This is a genomic window from Serratia sp. M24T3 (genome assembly GCF_000257645.1).
In the GTDB taxonomy this organism is placed as follows: domain Bacteria; phylum Pseudomonadota; class Gammaproteobacteria; order Enterobacterales; family Enterobacteriaceae; genus Rouxiella.
In genome coordinates this window covers 136,700-153,107 of sequence record NZ_AJHJ01000008.1, presented here as the reverse complement: position 1 = coordinate 153,107, position 16,408 = coordinate 136,700, and the positions used below count along the sequence as shown (strand labels likewise).

15 protein-coding genes and 1 pseudogene are annotated in these 16,408 nt (G+C 46.3%); 11 read left to right on the top strand and 5 right to left on the bottom strand.

Annotated features, from left to right (window positions below):
* Nucleotides 1-48: 48 nt before the first annotated feature.
* Both SPM24T3_RS09430 and SPM24T3_RS09425 read right to left on the bottom strand, forming a co-directional pair.
* Nucleotides 49-1,095: an NAD(P)-dependent alcohol dehydrogenase gene (locus SPM24T3_RS09430; protein WP_009636517.1), complete on the bottom strand. Its 1,047-nt coding sequence runs from the start codon at nt 1,093-1,095 to the stop codon at nt 49-51.
* A gap of 17 nt (nt 1,096-1,112) precedes the next feature.
* Complete coding sequence (locus tag SPM24T3_RS09425; RefSeq protein WP_009636516.1) at nt 1,113-2,123, bottom strand: aldo/keto reductase; 1,011 nt, start codon at nt 2,121-2,123, stop codon at nt 1,113-1,115.
* 306 nt (nt 2,124-2,429) lie between these two features.
* On the opposite strand from SPM24T3_RS09425, the gene SPM24T3_RS09420 reads away from it, so the two are divergent.
* From SPM24T3_RS09420 to SPM24T3_RS09405, 4 genes are all read left to right on the top strand, one after another.
* Entirely contained in the window at nt 2,430-3,134 is a 705-nt protein-coding gene (locus SPM24T3_RS09420; protein WP_009636515.1) for a carboxymuconolactone decarboxylase family protein, read from the top strand.
* Between the two features lie 57 nt (nt 3,135-3,191).
* Nucleotides 3,192-4,091: a LysR family transcriptional regulator gene (locus SPM24T3_RS09415; protein ID WP_009636514.1), complete on the top strand. Its 900-nt coding sequence runs from the start codon at nt 3,192-3,194 to the stop codon at nt 4,089-4,091.
* A gap of 218 nt (nt 4,092-4,309) precedes the next feature.
* Nucleotides 4,310-4,540: an SDR family oxidoreductase gene (locus SPM24T3_RS25880; protein ID WP_009636513.1), complete on the top strand. Its 231-nt coding sequence runs from the start codon at nt 4,310-4,312 to the stop codon at nt 4,538-4,540.
* A gap of 300 nt (nt 4,541-4,840) precedes the next feature.
* Entirely contained in the window at nt 4,841-5,086 is a 246-nt protein-coding gene (locus tag SPM24T3_RS09405) for a hypothetical protein (protein WP_009636512.1), read from the top strand.
* Between the two features lie 137 nt (nt 5,087-5,223).
* On the opposite strand, the gene SPM24T3_RS09400 is transcribed toward SPM24T3_RS09405, so the two are convergent.
* A complete protein-coding gene (locus SPM24T3_RS09400; protein ID WP_009636511.1) occupies nt 5,224-6,729 on the bottom strand; it encodes a PhoPQ-activated protein PqaA family protein in 1,506 nt (501 codons plus the stop codon).
* Nucleotides 6,730-7,713: 984 nt separating this feature from the next.
* Here SPM24T3_RS09400 and SPM24T3_RS09395 point away from each other — a divergent pair.
* The 5 genes and pseudogenes from SPM24T3_RS09395 to SPM24T3_RS09375 all read left to right on the top strand — a co-directional run bounded on the left by SPM24T3_RS09395 (nt 7,714) and on the right by SPM24T3_RS09375 (nt 13,431).
* A complete protein-coding gene (locus SPM24T3_RS09395) occupies nt 7,714-8,436 on the top strand; it encodes a gluconate 2-dehydrogenase subunit 3 family protein (RefSeq protein WP_009636510.1) in 723 nt (240 codons plus the stop codon).
* A gap of 37 nt (nt 8,437-8,473) precedes the next feature.
* Nucleotides 8,474-10,243 carry a GMC family oxidoreductase gene (locus tag SPM24T3_RS09390; RefSeq protein ID WP_009636509.1) on the top strand — a complete coding sequence of 590 codons (1,770 nt, stop codon included), beginning with the start codon at nt 8,474-8,476 and terminating at the stop codon, nt 10,241-10,243.
* A 126-nt stretch (nt 10,244-10,369) separates the two neighbouring features.
* Nucleotides 10,370-10,540, top strand: a pseudogene (locus SPM24T3_RS09385) (glyoxalase superfamily protein); the annotation flags it as partial.
* A gap of 190 nt (nt 10,541-10,730) precedes the next feature.
* Nucleotides 10,731-11,870, top strand: coding sequence for a hypothetical protein (locus SPM24T3_RS09380; RefSeq protein WP_157135282.1), 1,140 nt, complete (start codon nt 10,731-10,733; stop codon nt 11,868-11,870).
* Between the two features lie 346 nt (nt 11,871-12,216).
* Complete coding sequence (locus tag SPM24T3_RS09375; protein WP_009636506.1) at nt 12,217-13,431, top strand: diguanylate phosphodiesterase; 1,215 nt, start codon at nt 12,217-12,219, stop codon at nt 13,429-13,431.
* Between the two features lie 186 nt (nt 13,432-13,617).
* Here SPM24T3_RS09375 and SPM24T3_RS09370 read toward each other — a convergent pair whose 3' ends face one another.
* Nucleotides 13,618-13,908: an O-methyltransferase gene (locus tag SPM24T3_RS09370; RefSeq protein ID WP_202799590.1), complete on the bottom strand. Its 291-nt coding sequence runs from the start codon at nt 13,906-13,908 to the stop codon at nt 13,618-13,620.
* 59 nt (nt 13,909-13,967) lie between these two features.
* On the opposite strand from SPM24T3_RS09370, the gene SPM24T3_RS25710 reads away from it, so the two are divergent.
* Entirely contained in the window at nt 13,968-14,297 is a 330-nt protein-coding gene (locus SPM24T3_RS25710; RefSeq protein WP_157135281.1) for a TetR family transcriptional regulator, read from the top strand.
* Here the strand turns inward: SPM24T3_RS25710 and SPM24T3_RS09360 are convergent.
* Nucleotides 14,294-15,358, bottom strand: a complete 1,065-nt coding sequence (locus SPM24T3_RS09360; RefSeq protein WP_009636503.1) for a nitronate monooxygenase family protein — start codon at nt 15,356-15,358, stop codon at nt 14,294-14,296. The two genes, SPM24T3_RS25710 and SPM24T3_RS09360, sit on opposite strands and share 4 nt — an antisense overlap.
* A 92-nt stretch (nt 15,359-15,450) precedes the next feature.
* Between SPM24T3_RS09360 and SPM24T3_RS09355 the strand changes: the two genes are divergently transcribed.
* Nucleotides 15,451-16,359 (top strand): LysR family transcriptional regulator, encoded by a 909-nt coding sequence (locus tag SPM24T3_RS09355; protein ID WP_009636502.1) that lies wholly within the window; start codon nt 15,451-15,453, stop codon nt 16,357-16,359.
* The last annotated feature ends 49 nt before the right edge of the window (nt 16,360-16,408 follow it).

Here is a 16,408-nt window from a genome sequence, read left to right as displayed (position 1 = left end):
TTCATAAAAAAACCGGCGTTGATTATTCAAAACCGGTTTTTGTGATAATTACGCTTTGAGGGAGGCCATATCAATCACAAAACGGTAGCGCACATCAGATTTCTCCATGCGTTCAAACGCCTCGTTGATTTCATCGATATTAATCACTTCACACTCTGGCAGGATATTTTTTCTGCCACAGAAATCCAGCAACTCCTGAGTTTCGGCAATTCCGCCAATCAGTGAACCGGCCAAACGGCGACGGCCAAATACCATCGGCATCGTTGGCTGCTCGTCGATCGGGCCAATCTGGCCAACCATCACCATAGTACCGTCGATATCCAGCAGCGGCATATACGGTGAAACGTCGTGCTGTACCGGGATAGTATCGATAATAAAATCAAAGCAGTTTTGCGCTTTTTTCATTGCAGCGGCATCGGTTGAAACCAGGTAATCATCGGCACCCAGCTCTTTGGCGTCTTTGGCTTTGGCTGCAGAACGGCCAATAACGGTAACTCTGGCGCCAAGACCTTCGGCGAGTTTAACCGCCATATGCCCCAATCCACCCAGCCCGACAACGGCCACGCGGCTTTCAGGACCAATGCCCCAGGTACGCAATGGCGAATAGGTGGTAATGCCCGCACATAACAACGGCGCAACGCGAGAATAATCCAGCGTATCCGGCACGCGGAGAATAAATTCCTCACGCGCAATCAGATGCTTAGAGTAACCGCCCTGCGTTATCTCCTTGGTTAAACGATCCTGCCCGGCATAGGTTGGCGTCATGCCCTCACGACAGTATTGCTCTTCGCCGTGCCGGCACTGATCGCACTCCTGACAGGAATCGACCATGCAGCCCACCGCCACCACATCGCCGACCTTGGTATTTTTCACACCATGACCAACGGCGGTGACTTTTCCGACAATTTCATGGCCAGGTACCATCGGGAACATCCCGACGCCCCAGTCGTTGCGCGCCTGATGCAAGTCAGAGTGGCAAACGCCACAGTAGAGAACTTCCATTGCTACGTCGTTATCGCGCAGATCGCGACGTTCAAAGGTGAAAGGAGCAAGCTTTTCACCTGCTTTAAGTGCGGCGTAACCTTTAGTCAACATTGTTGAAATTCCTCGGTTTATTCATTTAAGGGTTTACGGCCTTCGACCGGATAGCCTGGATCAGTATAGCCGTGAGTCGAGGCGTGGCCCGGTGCAACCAGAGAGTTAACAAACTCTTCATCTTCTTTCGTCAGTGTAAAGTCCAGGCAGCGCATGTAACTGTCCCAGTGCGCTTCAGTGCGTGGCCCAACGATGGCCGAGGAAATATTCTGATTATTCAAGACCCAGGCAATAGCGAAGGCGATGGAATCGGTGCCACGATCGGCCGAGTAGGTCGCTATCTTTCGGGCAATGGCGATCGACTCCTGGCGCCATTCAGTTTGCTGAATTCGCATATCACCGCGTCCGGCACGGCTGTCTGCCGGAGGAGCCGTTTCAGCGTTATATTTACCGGTCAGCACGCCGCGCGCCAGCGGACTGTAAGGCACCACGCCCAGCCCGTAATGGGCGGCAGAAGGGATCTGCTCGACTTCAGATTTTCGATCCACAATGTTGTACAGCGGTTCGCTAACCACCGGACGCTCAACGCCAAGCTGGTCGGCGATACGGCACATCTCGGCAATCCGCCAGCCCGAGAAATTAGACACGCCGTAATAACGAATTTTGCCCTGATTAATGAGTTCACCCATCGAGCGGACGCTTTCTTCCAGCGGGAGGTCCAAAAGCGCACGATGGAAATACAGGACATCAATATAATCGGTGCCAAGTCTTTTCAGACTGCCTTCCACACTTTGACGGATCCATTTTCTGGACTGCCCGACCTGGTTTGGGCCACCAGCAAAGGGAAAACCAAACTTGGTGGCGATAACCCAGTCATCGCGATGGGTTGCTACCGCTTTGCCAACCACCTCTTCGGATTTACCGGCATGATAGACGTCGGCAGTATCAATAAAGTTAACCCCTTGCTCGCCCGCTTTTGAAATAATACGTTTGGCGGTTTCTAAATCGGTTTCACCACCGAACATCATGGCGCCCAGACAAAGTGGCGAAACTTTCAAGCCGCTACGACCCAAGTTTTTATAATTCATAGTGATTCCTCTCGACGTGTAAACAAAAACCCTCTAACCGATAATGACTAAACAAGAGTGCTTATCAGTGCTGGCTAGTCGTTTGATTCATAAATAGTGGCACTCAGAGAAAGATAGATAAATAGCTAATCGTGAATAGATATATGAGAAGGATTCATTAATGGAATCTCTTCATAGTTAAAAATAAGATCCAGCAGAAACCAAACTAATGAAAATCCCTCATAAGTGTATGCAATATTCATGCATTAATATTATTAAATCCGGCAGGTATTATTGCATCATGAATTCATTACTCAGGTGCAGGCCATGAAAAATACCTCTTTAAAAACTTATTCGTCAGTTACCGAGATAACGTTGCCTTCGCTGGCAATGTATACCGAGAACACCCTGGCGAAAAATTTGTGGAACAGAAGCGGGCTTTCTCCACGCGACAGAAGCCTAATCACGCTAGCCGTGGTTATTTCCCGCAACCACAGTGTCGAACAGGCTAATCATATTCATCTGGCACTGGATAATGGGGTCAAACCGGCTGAAATCTCTGAGATAATTAGCCACCTTGCATTCTATGCAGGCTGGGGCAATGCCACTGCCGCTGCGCAATCAGTTCAGCAAGTTTTTGAGGAAAGAGGCATTATCATCAGTGAGTTACCGGGCAGTGACATTGTACCTTTGCCAATCAACCCGCATGCTGAAGATCAGCGCGCCCAACATGTGAGCAGTAATTTCGAGGCAGTTTCCCAAGGCGTGGTGCAGTTCACTACTGATGCAGTATTTAACGATCTATGGCTGCGCCCGGATCTGGCACCTCGCGATCGCAGCCTGGTAACTGTTTGCGCTTTGGTGGCTAACGGTCAGGTCGCGCAAATTACATTTCATCTAAATAAAGCAATGGACAACGGCCTTACTCAGCCTCAGGCAGGGGAAGCATTGACTCAACTCGCTTTCTACGCGGGCTGGCCAAATGTCTTTTCGGCATTACCGGTTTTCAAACAGGTTTTTGAGTCCCGCTGAAACAAACTTCTATAATCAAACTCAAAGGCCACGGCATTAGCAGTTTTAAGGAAATAAATGAAATCACGCGATAACCTGAATGACTATGTCGCATTTGTCACGGTTGCTCGGGAAAAAAGCTTCACTCGCGCCGCTGCACAGCTTGGCGTCTCACAGTCGGCGCTGAGCCATACTATCCGTGGTCTTGAGTCAAGTCTGGGTGTCCGGTTGCTGACCAGAACCACCCGCAGCGTTTCCCCTACGGAAGTAGGCCAGCGGTTGCTGGATAACCTGGCTCCACGTTTTGAAGAAATCAGCAGCGAAATTGCCTCGATTGGCGATGCGCTGGACAAACCCGCAGGGAATATCAGGATTTCAGCCACCGACTACTCTATCCAGAGAGTTCTATGGCCAAAACTGTCGAACGTTCTCAAGGAATATCCAGAAATTAACGTTGAGTTGATTAACGACTACGGTTTAACCGATATTGTCGCTAATCGCTATGATGCGGGCGTCAGGCTGGGTGAACAAGTCACTAACGGCATGATTTCGTTGCGTATTGGTCCAGATATACGATTTGTCGCCGTCGCTTCTCCTGAATATTTACATACCCATGGCATCCCTGAAACACCTTACCAACTGGCCAAACACCGCTGTATTAATCTGCGGCTTCCAAGCCATGGCGGCTTTTACGTCTGGGAGTTTAAAAGAGACGGCAAAGAAGTCCGGGCCAGAGTCGACGGCCAGGTGGTATTCAACACCGTGGTGCAAGTGGTCGAAGCGGCTATTGATGGTTATGGCATAGCGCAAGTTCCCGAGGATCTGGTCGAGGATGAAATTAAACAGGGAAAATTAGTGCTGATGCTCGAGGACTGGACGCCCTATTGCGAGGGGTTACATATATTTTATTCCAGTCGACGCCAGGCATCTAAAGCGATGCGTATTGTTATTGATGCTTTACGTTATCAGCGTGAATAAAGCGGTATTATTGCACGGGGTTAATAATTCCATTCATTAACAGCTCCTAATAATAATCAAACTGCAGTGCTATATTAATTCCCCATTGACGCTTTTTACAATGCGTTATCAATCATTTAAATATCACGCTATTAAAACCTCCCGGTTATAAAAAGGGAAGTCGGCAAACTAATGCATTAATAAATCATTTTATCGAAAAACTATCGTAAGGAATAACCATGAAACTCAATTTTGAAAATCAGGTCGCTCTGGTGACAGGAGCTGCCTCGGGTATGGGGCTTGCGGCGGCAAAAGCCTATGCCATGGCGGAAATGATGAAGGAAGTCCCAATGCGCCGTCTGGGTCGTGCCGAAGAAGTTGCTGATGCCGTTATTTGGCTTTGTAGCCCGGCCTCCAGTTTTATTATCGGTCACGCTTTGCCGGTAGATGGCGGATATACCGTGCGATAATTAACTCGTTGCTGACACTGATGGCCCTAGTTCTCGCGGTTTTTTGATTATCGGCATCGTCGTGACAATCTACTCGGCGTTTCCTGACTTTGCCGTTAAAGCATCAACATAGGAAAAATTAAAATAGTTAGGAAAGTAATAATTAAGAGTACACTCGAAAACGAATCGCGGCACATAGCACCTTTTGCACAAAAAATCATAAGGTGGCGGTTATGATACTTGTACAAGTAACATTAGTTGTATAACTTTATATTGGCGCATTTAGGCGTTAACTATTAAATTTTGAACAAGGAAGCCCTTATGCGTCAGAGTGAATTTTCAAAATCTAAGATGGGTGATGCTCTTTTCCTGCTCAATAACGTCCCTGCTCTTTCGCAGGATGAGACCATGGGTCAGATTGTGGTCGAAATTTTACGAGCCGGTGAGAATCTTAATCGTAGAGAGATTTTGAAAAAGTTGGTAGGTCGAATTGAGCTGGCAGCCAGTGCCGAAGATGTTAAGCATTTTGAACAGTTGATTCTTGTGGTGCTTAAAAGCGAATTATAATCCTTCTCAAAACGCCCCTATTTTCAATGACACACGCAGCGGGCTGCGTGGTCAATGAAATTACCTGATTGTTTCCAGAACCTGAATAACGCCCCCCTTTTTAAATGAAGTCACGTCCAGGCTCTGGATAAATCACATTAATTAATCTGCGCGCGCCCTGGCAAAGTCTGGCAACTGCCGCCTTTGGAAGCCGGAGCCGTCACCGGATATTTAGCGTCAGGCGTGATATAAACCTGCGTCGTCGCCACGTAACCATCGGCGAAGGTCGCCTCAATAAATCTCGCCTGCCATCCTGCGCCACTGTAGTCCAGTGACAAATTAACCGTGTTTGCCTCGGTGGCCGTCAGCGGTTCAGAGGTGTAGCGAATACCACAGTTGTAGCGGAAATCTCTGGAATCAGTATTGACCGCTGTCCATTGCACCACTTTCACCGGCTTCTCGGAGAAAGTCACCAGCCGCTGCTGTGGATTATTTGCATCAGATTTCGCCACCGTCACGGTTGGCAGTGCAACATGGTCCTGATAACGATTGACGAAAGGCACCAGCGAGCTTTGCATGAATTTCTCAATGCCCATATGGTCGCTATTTGGCGCAACGCGCATCGATTTTTCGCCAGGCAGCTGATCGTAATAATAATGCGAATCATCGGCCGGGAAGAAGTCATCGCCGCTGGCATTGACGATATATTTCGGAATAGCCAGACGTGACGCTTCGCTGCTGTCGCGATACTGTAGCGGATCCTCAATTTTCATCAGCTTGTCAAACGCCGGTTTGTCGACGTCGAGATCAACTTTGTGGTCATAGTAAGGCTTGAACGCAATCGGCCAGTTGCCACCGTAAGTCTTATACATGTGCTTGATGATGTCTTTGGTATTCAAAATATCGGCAACAAACGGCACAATAGCGACCACGGACGGATCAGAAATTCCCGCCAGCCAGCTTGCCCAGCCGCGTTTTGAAGCGCCGGTCACGATAAACTTGTCCACGTGCCATGGCTTGAGTTCTAACTGAGCAAGCCTGATGGTCTGGGAAATCGCCGCAGACATCGGCACGTGCAGCGGCAGTGTTTGCCTCTGGTCCGGGTTATCCATGAATAATTCAAAACTACGCCCGATGCTGTCGTCCTCGATACGCGGCGTCTTGTCATTATCATAAATCAGGCCGACGGACGGGATATTGTCCAGTGACACCACAATAGTGTTGGTGGACTGCGCGATATCAATCATCACATCCGGGGTCATATCGATGGCAAGCACAGCCGTAGTGCCTTTTACATCCTTTGGAATGTAAATGCTGACGTCGTGGGTCCATTTCTGTGGCGTGACCAGTCCGGCAGGCGACCAGGATTGTGAATTCAGTTTATAGGTGTTGACCTGCACCGGAGGTTTCGACGGATCGATGTGGTAGTGAGCAGGTAAAACACTGTTCAATAAATAGCGATACTCGCGAGGCGCCTGTTTGTTATCGACAAACCAATAGTCCAGGGGCTGCTGTGCAAGCTGCTGACGGTAGCACGACAGGACTTGCGAGCCATCAGCCTGCGGTCCCTGACTGTTGCATGCCGGCGCTACGGGAAGCGTTTGTGCAAACAGACCATTTGACAATAAAGCCAGTGAAAACAAACTCAATCGTAATACTTTCATATATACCCTGGGATAGAAATTAAATGCTAAAGTTTTAGTAAGATATTTCTTTATTAATACTAGGCCTGTAACGGCTCTTAATTAACTATGTAAGCTAAGCTCCAAATTCAGCCTTCTGTCATTTTAACTGCAATGACAATAATTAAAGTTATAGTCACGTTGCTAAATGGTTAACGCACAAACATTTGCATCATGGATAATTACTTTGTTTATCATTCGCATTAAAGCAGATGCACAAGGAGCTACTCAGCAAACTCATGGTTATTTTGCTGAAGAATTTAATTTACTATCGCTGTTATTTTTCCCTTTCAAAATCCACGCATTATTTGTTAAAAAATGCTGTTTTCTGTGTGTTAGAGAAACTTACCAACACTAACGAGTTTCGCCCCCGATTCATGACGAATGGGAGCAAGAGATTCCTTTCAATAAATAACAACAGATCAGAGGGATATGTAGCCTACCTGCGGACACCCCGTTATAGCGCTGCTAAAACTATACAAATTCATCTCTGCTGTACAATAATTTTGATCAAAAAATTGACAACCCATAGGTTAACCCACACCAAAACAAAGGTAACTATATGTTTTTGATCGATAAAAATCCAAATGCAGACTTTTCTTATAATTTAAAATTTTTTTGAAATTTTGCTAGCACTTAACCTAAATTAACCGTTCATCATTATTTGGCTTTTAACACCGCGTAAATTAATAACGAAATTCTCTAATTATATTTATTTGCTATAGAGAATTTTACAAAATATTTCATAATATTTGATGTAATTACATCAAGCATTAAATTGACATTCATCCCCTTGCAAAGTTTTAGACATAAGTAAATACCGGCTTGCTATTTATTCTGTTTTTAAGTCATGAAACACACGAATTGCCACAAATAAATCAAGTTTAACCATCAATATCCACACAATAACTACAAGTTTAACATTTATTTAATTTCCCCCCGCTTGTTTCAATTTGAGGAATCAATGTGAATCGTAGAAAAGTGCTTAAAGGCGGAATGGTACTGATTGCCAGTGCCACTGTTGCATCCGTTTTCAGACCCGCAGGCGCAGCTGTAAAAGTGTTTACCGGCGGCCAACAGTGGAATTCCCCCCCTGGCCGCCTACCGCAAATAATTGATGACAGCAAATTAGTCTTCTTTACTCCGCGCGAGGCCGATCTTCTTAAAGCAGTTTATGACCGCCTGATCCCGGCCGATGAATTGTCAGTCAGTGCTTCTCAGGCAGGTTGTGTCACCTTTACTGACAATCAGTTAATTGGGCCATTTGGTTCGGCACAAAACCGCTACAAGTTAGGTCCCTTGGTTCAGGGTACGCCGGAACAAGGAATACAAGACATCATTACTCCAGCAGAGATTTATCGGAAGGGTTTGGCTGCAATGGATAGTCATTGTCAGAAAACGACAGGTAAGGCCTTTTTAGATCTCAGCGATGAGGAAAAGGATAACTACTTGGAAAAAATGGAATCAGGCAGTTTTGATTATGGTGAATTTAATGGCAGTAAATTGTTCAGTTTAATGCTGACAAACGTCAAAGAAGGCTTCCTGGCTGACCCTGTATATGGCGGAAATAAAAATATGGCAGGCTGGAAAATGATTGGCTTCCCTGGCGCACGTTACGATTATCGCGATTATATAAATATTAAAGGAAAAAGAGTCGAACTAGAGCCAATTAGCCTAATCATGATTTGATATTTAGTTATTTTTCTTTTTTTTGGGGAATGTGAGCATGGAATATAAAAGACCTAAAGCAGATGTGGTTATTGTCGGACTTGGCTGGGCTGGCTCGGTTATGGCTGAAGAGTTAACGCGCGCAGGACTGAATGTGGTCGCTATTGAACGTGGAGCCTGGCGCGAAACCAGCGCCGATTTTCCCACAACGACCGATCCTGATGAATTAAGATATTCTGTACGCAAAGAGATCCTTCAACCCGCCTCGGTTGAAACTTATACCTTTCGCAATAATAGCAATCAAACGGCCCTTCCAGGGCGTGAATGGAATAACTGGACGCTAGGGATGAACGTTGGCGGCGCTGGAACTCACTGGGCGGCCGCTTCGTGGCGTTTCCTGCCTTATGATTTGGCCGTTGCAAGCCACGTTGAGCAACGTTATGGAAAAAAGCAACTGGTAGACGGGCTTATCGTTCAAGACTTTGGCGTGACCTACGATGAGCTGGAACCTTTTTACGACCGTTTCGAGAAAATAGCAGGAACTTCCGGTACGGCAGGCGTCATCAATGGCGTCAAACAGCCCGGCGGGAATCCGTTCGAAGGCAGTCGCAGCAGCCCTTATCCCACCCCTTCATTGGTTCGTTCACGCTGGAATGATATTTTCGCCGAAAAAACCACCCAAATGGGATTCCACCCTTTTCCTGTTCCAGCAGGAACTATCGGCGCAGCCTATAAAAATGCCTTAGACATCGAGCTGGCACCTTGCACCTACTGCGGTTACTGCCAACTTTATGGTTGTGGCAACTGGTCGAAATCCTCCCCCAACGCCTGTGTAATGCCAGCTTTGATGCAGCGTAAGAATTTCACCATGCTCACCGAATGTGAAGTTTTGCGCATTGAAAAAAGCCCGGATGGTAAAACGGCTTCTGGCGCGACTTTTATTGATTCTGATGGCAACTATGGATTCCAACCTGCTGATATCGTTGTAATCACAGCATATCAACTGGATAACGTGCGATTGCTGATGTTGTCGAAATTCGGGAAAATGTACGATCCTAAAACCGGTGAAGGCACTTTAGGTCGGGCATTTAATTTCCAGACGCTTTCCTATGCGTTTCTGAATCTTGAAAATGAATTTTTCAATCCGTTTATGAATACCGGCGCATTGGCAACCCAGATTGACGATTTTAACGGCGACAATTTCGACCACACAGGCCTTGGTTTTATCGGTGGTGCCGGTATTCAGGCGCTTTCCAATACCGGCTTGCCAATAAGCCTTTCCGACCAAATCCCGCAAGGGCATCGTCAGTGGGGATCAAGCTGGAAAAAAGATTTTCAGGAAGGTTATCAAAACTGGGCCATGGTCCAGGGTCAGGGAACCAGCTATTCGCATCGCGATCAGTTCCTGGACCTTGACCCGACCTACAAAGACCGCCACGGCCAGCCGTTATTGCGCATGACTTACGATTACAATCTTAACGACCGACGCTCAGGCGCCTATATTCGGGATCGCTGCCGTGAAATTGCCGAGGCCGTTGGGGGCAAAAACATTCGTGCACTGAATTTTGCTGACGATCATTATTCGCCATATCGCCCTTTTGACAGCTCGCATACGATGGGTGGCGCGGTGATGGGCCTCGATCCCAAAACTTCGGTGCTCAACCGTTATCAGCAGCATTGGGATGCACATAATCTGTTCGTTTCTGGCGCTTCCTCATTCCCGAACAACGGCGGCTACAACCCAACCATTTCCATTGGTGCGCTAACTCTCCGTACTGCCCGAGCCATCATCGAACGTTACGTTAAAAACCCCGGTTCGCTGGTTTAAACATCCCCCCCTTATACCTTGACGCTAAGTCACTATTTATTAAGGTTAAAAGTGTATAAGGGGGACTTTTCCTTCATTAGCCGGTTAACTATTTTACCTCCTGCTGTGTAATAACACGGCGATGCGAGCCATGGAGCAACAATTTTTGTTCCGATGCAAAATATCGAGCTGCTACACAGCGAGCTTAACAATAAGCACTATGGCTATGGACGCCCGGACATTGTTCAGCAAGGCTGGGGAAAGGTGCTGGAAGTTTATGATCCTTTCGGCAACCGTATCCGATTTTGCCAATACTAACTTTGTTCAACGTGCCGACTTATGTCGGCACTTTAATTGCCTGAATTCTGCTATTAAAGGAACCTATAAATGAATAAAAATGTGATATAAATGAATTAAAAATCACAATCGAACAAAGGTTAAAATGACAGGAAATCATGGTACCAGATCGAAACTATTGCAATTTTACGCTTTTTTAGCATTGGTGTACGTGAGTGATATCGTCGTTTTAGTTGGCATAATTTGGAATACTTATAAAATAACCGCCTCTTCGTGGTTCCTTGGCGTTGTTCTCTCTATCAGTATTATTACTCCCTATTTGCTGAGGAAGATTTTTCCAAAAGCCAACCTTTTGCATCTGAATTTGAAACAATTATTTTTATTTCGCATTTTTATCTATGCAGTAATACTTTTAGTGTCAAGAACGCCATTCTCTGAGAGTTACTTAGGTATTACTCTTTTGATTATATTCTATGGGGTACTAACCCTATCAACCCAGAGTGCATTTGAAGCAAGAAATACTCAATTAGTAATTAATAAATCGATTACTTCCGGGAATGCTTCAAGGGTCATGCAAACGGTAATGCAAACTGGGGCTTTTGTCGGTTCTTTAGTAAGTGGTTTGCTTTCTGCAAAGTATCCTTTGGCGATGACCCTGCTTTTTATCAGCCTCGTTGATATCACCTTGAGCTTAATTGCGTTAACTTTACTTTGGAATCATAAAGATAAAGAAAGAGTTACTTCAGATATCAACACGTTTGCAAACAAATCCATTGAACAATTCAAGGCTTCCAGTGATCAGATTGCGCTATTTTTTACTAATGGTCTGATCGGCTTGCATATTGCGGCATTCAACGTCTTAACTCCCATATTCTTTCAGAGTTTAAATCATTGGAGTAGTCAACAATTTGGAATAGCTGCCGGTATTTCGGGGGTGGGGGCATTGAGTGCTGCATTGTTGAAACAGGGAAGATTTTCATTTCTTCTCTGTTCAATCCTGTTAGTTATAGGCGATACAATTTTTTGTTTAGTACAAATAAGACTCATTAGCTTAGCGGCCTGCTTCTTTATCGGCTTTTCATTAAACACAATTCGAATCGGCAATCGTGTCAAAATGATAGATTCAGTACGAGACGATAAAGACGCCCATCCTGTTGCAGCCCAGAGTGCTACTTACTTTTCAGCCTTTCAGGCCATTGGCCCCTTGGTCATGGGATTTTTGTTAACCAATACTTTTTTCGGACTGGGAGCTTCAAAGTGGATGCTACCCGTGGCTGCGCTGCTGATTTTTGCATCGATAGTCATTCAAGCCTCGGTTGTCCCCAACAGAGTGACTAAGCCTGATATTTAGGCTTATATTCGGGATGATCTTTTGGCAGCTTGCTCTATTCCCCCCTGTCGTCTATACCCTCTCATAGCACAGTTCAATCACCTTCAATCTAAGTGACCACTCACTTAGATAAGTGACTGCCATTGGCGGAAACAATAACGTCGCGAAACGAGTGGCATTTGTTGTATAGTATTTAAAGCGTGCTCAATCTAATTGAGCACAACTTATATTGAAAAAGCTAAGGCCACGAAAAGAAGCAAAGTAATGGTTTACTACCTATCCAGCTGATAAGCGGAAAGGTTTCAACATCACTGAATGTGACCCTGACAGCCTTTGCTGTGAGAGGGCGAATAATTTGGAACCCTACATGTTGTCAACAATCATTTATCGTAGCCATCTCTGCGATAACGTTTCGGTAGAAATTTTGGCTGGTTTAGCCGCTGACGCCAATGTCAGGAATCAGCTCTTTGACGTTACAGGCATTCTGCTTTTCAACGGAAGCCACTTTTTTCAGTTGCTTGAAGGTCCTGAAGAAGCTGTTAACAAGATTTACGATAATATTTGTTCAGATAACAGGCATAACAATCTGGTCGAGCTGATGCGCGATTACGCACCCGAACGGCGTTTTGGTAACGTCGGGATGGAGCTTTTTGATCTCAGTCAATACGCCCAGGAAACAGTTCTCGAGGCGGTGCTGAAAAAAGGCACCTCCAAGTATCAGCTTACCTATGACGACCGAGCACTTCAGTTTCTCTGCACCTTCGTTGAAGCAAGAGAGCAGGAAAACTATCTCGAAATCCCGCCTGCTGACAGCTGGTCATTTGTTGCGGATGAGACTCCAGAACCGGCAATTGAGTTCAGCAAGGCGAGTATGGAAGATTACAGTTTTGCTTTTCAGCCGATTGTTGATCCACTGACTCGTGAAGTCATTTCGCTGGAAGCCAAGCTTTGCAATCTGGAAGGCAATTCTGCGCACAATTATTTTTCTTGTCTGTCGCCTGAAAAAGTTTATCAGGCCGATTTGGACTCCAAAAAACTGGCATTCGCTCTCGCCGGCAAGTTAGGGATTGGCAGGAAAACGCTTTCTATAAAACTATTACCGATGTCATTGGTTAGGGTACCCGAGGCCGTTGATTTCCTGATTGAGCAAATCAAAGCAAATGGCCTGGTCCCGGAACAAATAGTGGTCGCGGTCACAGAGACCGAGGTTATTACGCAGGTTGAGGAATTTGCTTCAGCCATCAGGAAACTCAAGGCATCGGGAATAAGTCTGGCCATAGACGATTTCGGGGCAGGCTCTGCGGGTTTGTTGTTGCTGGCTCAAATTCAGCCCGAAAAAATCATTATCGATCGCAACATCATTAGCGACGTGCATAAAAATGGTCCGAAACAGGCGATCGTTCAAGCAATCATCAAATGTTGTTCTTCACTCGAAATATCAGTGATTGCAGCTGGCGTTGAGAGGCCTGAAGAGTGGATGTGGCTTGAAGCCGCAGGAGTGCTTAACTTCCAGGGTGATTTGTTTGCAAAACCTCGGCTCAATGGCATTCCGGCAGTTGCCTGGCCGGAAACAGAACTATAGGTTGATTCATTGAACACCATTTAACTTTGCCTTCCTTTGAGAAGGCCTTGTTAAATATAGTAAAAGGTATTTATATGAAGAAAATCACTATAGTACTTCTGGTCGTTTCATCATTCCCCGAACTCGCGGATTGCCAGCAATAAGATTTTTAGCCCCGACACTTAGCCGGGGATTAATATCATCAGCTCATCCCAGTCGCAATGTCACTTCAACATCCCCGCCGAAAGGTACTGAAACATAGCCATTGCTGGTCGAACGGATATAAGCCAGATAGTCAGGGCTGTAATCGGCATCATCAGCAACAATGATTGCTCCTGGTCTGAGCCGACTCTCGAGCAAAGCCAGAATCTCTGGATACAGGGCCTTGGCACCGTCGAGCACCAGTAAATCAATATTTTCAGGCATATCAAAAGCGAGTGTCTGCAAGGCATCCCCTGCGCGGATTTCCACCAAATCTCCTACCCCGCCCTCAATCATATGCTGAGCAGTATTTTGCAAATAGAAAAAAGTCGCCGCCAGAAAGGTTGCGCGAGTTGGTGCAGGTTTTTATTCAGTCGGAATGTGAAGAAGCATTGATGCGTACCGCGCTCGATGATGCTGCGCCGCTTTACCGTGATGCGCCTGAAGCACTTGAGATCAAGGCCGGTGCAGAAAAGATCTTTGACGATTTTATCCGTGAGGCGCTTCCCGACGTCGGGTCAGAAAAGCGGAAATTAGCGGGAGAATTAATTTCCAAAACTTTGGGCGCTGTAGGGAAAGACTTTTCCGAAAGCTCTCGGACTGCCGAGGAAATCAACGCCTATGCCCAGGCTATGGCAGACATGTTTTGCGCCTATCTTGCGGTAACGGAAAACTCTGCCGCTTAAGTTCGCGCAGCGTGCATTTCATCGACCAGTGTTAACACTAAATCTTGTGCACTCATTTCGCGAGCCAGTTGAGCACCTTGCCCGGCCCACTGGGCTCCAAAACCATGCTCTCCTTTCGCTGCTGCCGCACTGGCCAATGCTTTTCCGAGTGCATAAGTCAGAGGATAAGAAGGAATGGTATGTTTGGCAAAGTCACGCGCATAGGTACAAAAAGCGTTTTCGATACAGCGCGCAGGTCGGCCAGATATTGCAGAAGTTAACACCGTATTGGCGGCCTGCTTACTTTTTAGAGCCTCACGATAAGCGCTATTGGCCGAGGATTCGGGGCACAGAACAAATGCGGTTCCCAACTGTGCGCCCTCCGCGCCTAGAGCTAACATCGCCGCGATCCCTGCCCCGTTCATTATTCCCCCTGCGGCAATCACCGGTTTTCGACAGTGGTGCTTAATCGCCTGTACCAAGGCAAAGGTGCTGAGCATACTATCCGCCTGCATCGGGTCAAATATGCCCCGATGCCCTCCAGCTTCGATACCCTGCGCTACGATAAAATCGATACCGCTGGCTTCGATTTCTTTGGCCTCATTGATGCTCGTCGCCGTCGCCAGCGTAATAATTCCCTTTTGCTTCAGTAGATTGATTACTCCAGAAGCCGGTATGCCAAAGTGAAAACTCACCGCAGCAGGCCGAGTGTTTAACAAAATGTCGAGTAGCAGACTGTTGTTATGAAAGGTGGTGTAAATCTCTTCCAGCTCGCCTGGGAGCTGAGCATCATATTGCACAAACAACTCATGAAACTGCTTTATCCACGCCTTTTCGAGCTGTTCATCGCGCTGTACTGCCTGATGGCAAAAAACGTTAACGTTAACTGGCCCAGAACTCAGTGCGAGCGTCTTTTGAATCATCAGCTCGGCCTGTTCGGGGTTGGCGGCACCGATACTGATCGATCCCAAAGCCCCCGCATTAGACACTGCGGCAGCAAGTTCGGGGGTTGAAACACCAGCCATTGGCGCTTGAATAATCGGATATTGCAGGTTGAGTAATTCGCATAAAGAGTTTTTCATTCTTATCGCTGCTTGTCATTTTATGTGCTGAAAATATACAATCTCTTATAGAGACCATAAAATCAATATCGTTTTCATTATGAGAATATAAGATGAATCACACTTCATTAAAAATCTTCGAAGTTGTAGCTGAAGAGATGAGTATCATAAAGGCCGCGAAGCGCCTCGGACGAGTCCAGTCGAATATAACCACGCGTATTCAGCAGCTTGAGCATGAACTTGATGTGCAACTGTTTATCCGTGAAAGCAAAAAACTCAAGCTCTCACCCCAGGGAAAACAGTTTTTGGTGTATACCAAAAAGCTGCTCAGCCTGGCTGAAGAAGCCCGCCAGTCGCTACATCCGCAGCAACCCGGCGGCATTTTTTCTATAGGAACGATGGAATGCACGGCAGCCAGTCGCCTTTCTGCACCATTGGCAACATTCAGCCGCACTTGCCCAGAGGTAAAACTTAACCTAACGATGATGCCAACTCGTCAATTAACCGAGCGCGTTCAGCAATCTGAGTTGGACTGTGCGCTGGTCGCATTGCCGGTTATTGCTGGTAAAAGTGTACAATGTCCTGAAGATTTGCATAACTTGCCGCTATTTGTTGAAAATCTCACTCTGCTTTTACCTGCCAGCATGAGTCATGTAAACAAACTTGAAGACATAACAATAGGTAGATTGGCTGCCTTTAAAGAAGGCTGCACCTATCGCGATTTAGCCAGGAAGCTTCTAGAAAAAGCTTCAGCGCAAGGCGGCGGCATCCAAATTCAGGATGTAGCCTCTTACCATTCAATGATGGCGTGTGTCGCATCAGGGACTTACATCTGCCTATTGCCAGAAAGCGTGGTCGATTTGCTACAACTGCCAGAAGGATTAAAAAGAATTGAAGCAGGATCCGCTGTAACACACCTGATTTGGAGAAAAGATTTTGCTTCTCCGGTGCTGGAACAGCTGTGTCGAATTTTGCATGAAACTTCCAATCTTGATGGCGCTCAGCAGCAGGCGCTGAGTTAAACCTTTTTCTATTTATAATAGAAATCGAACATTAACCTCTCGTTTTTAA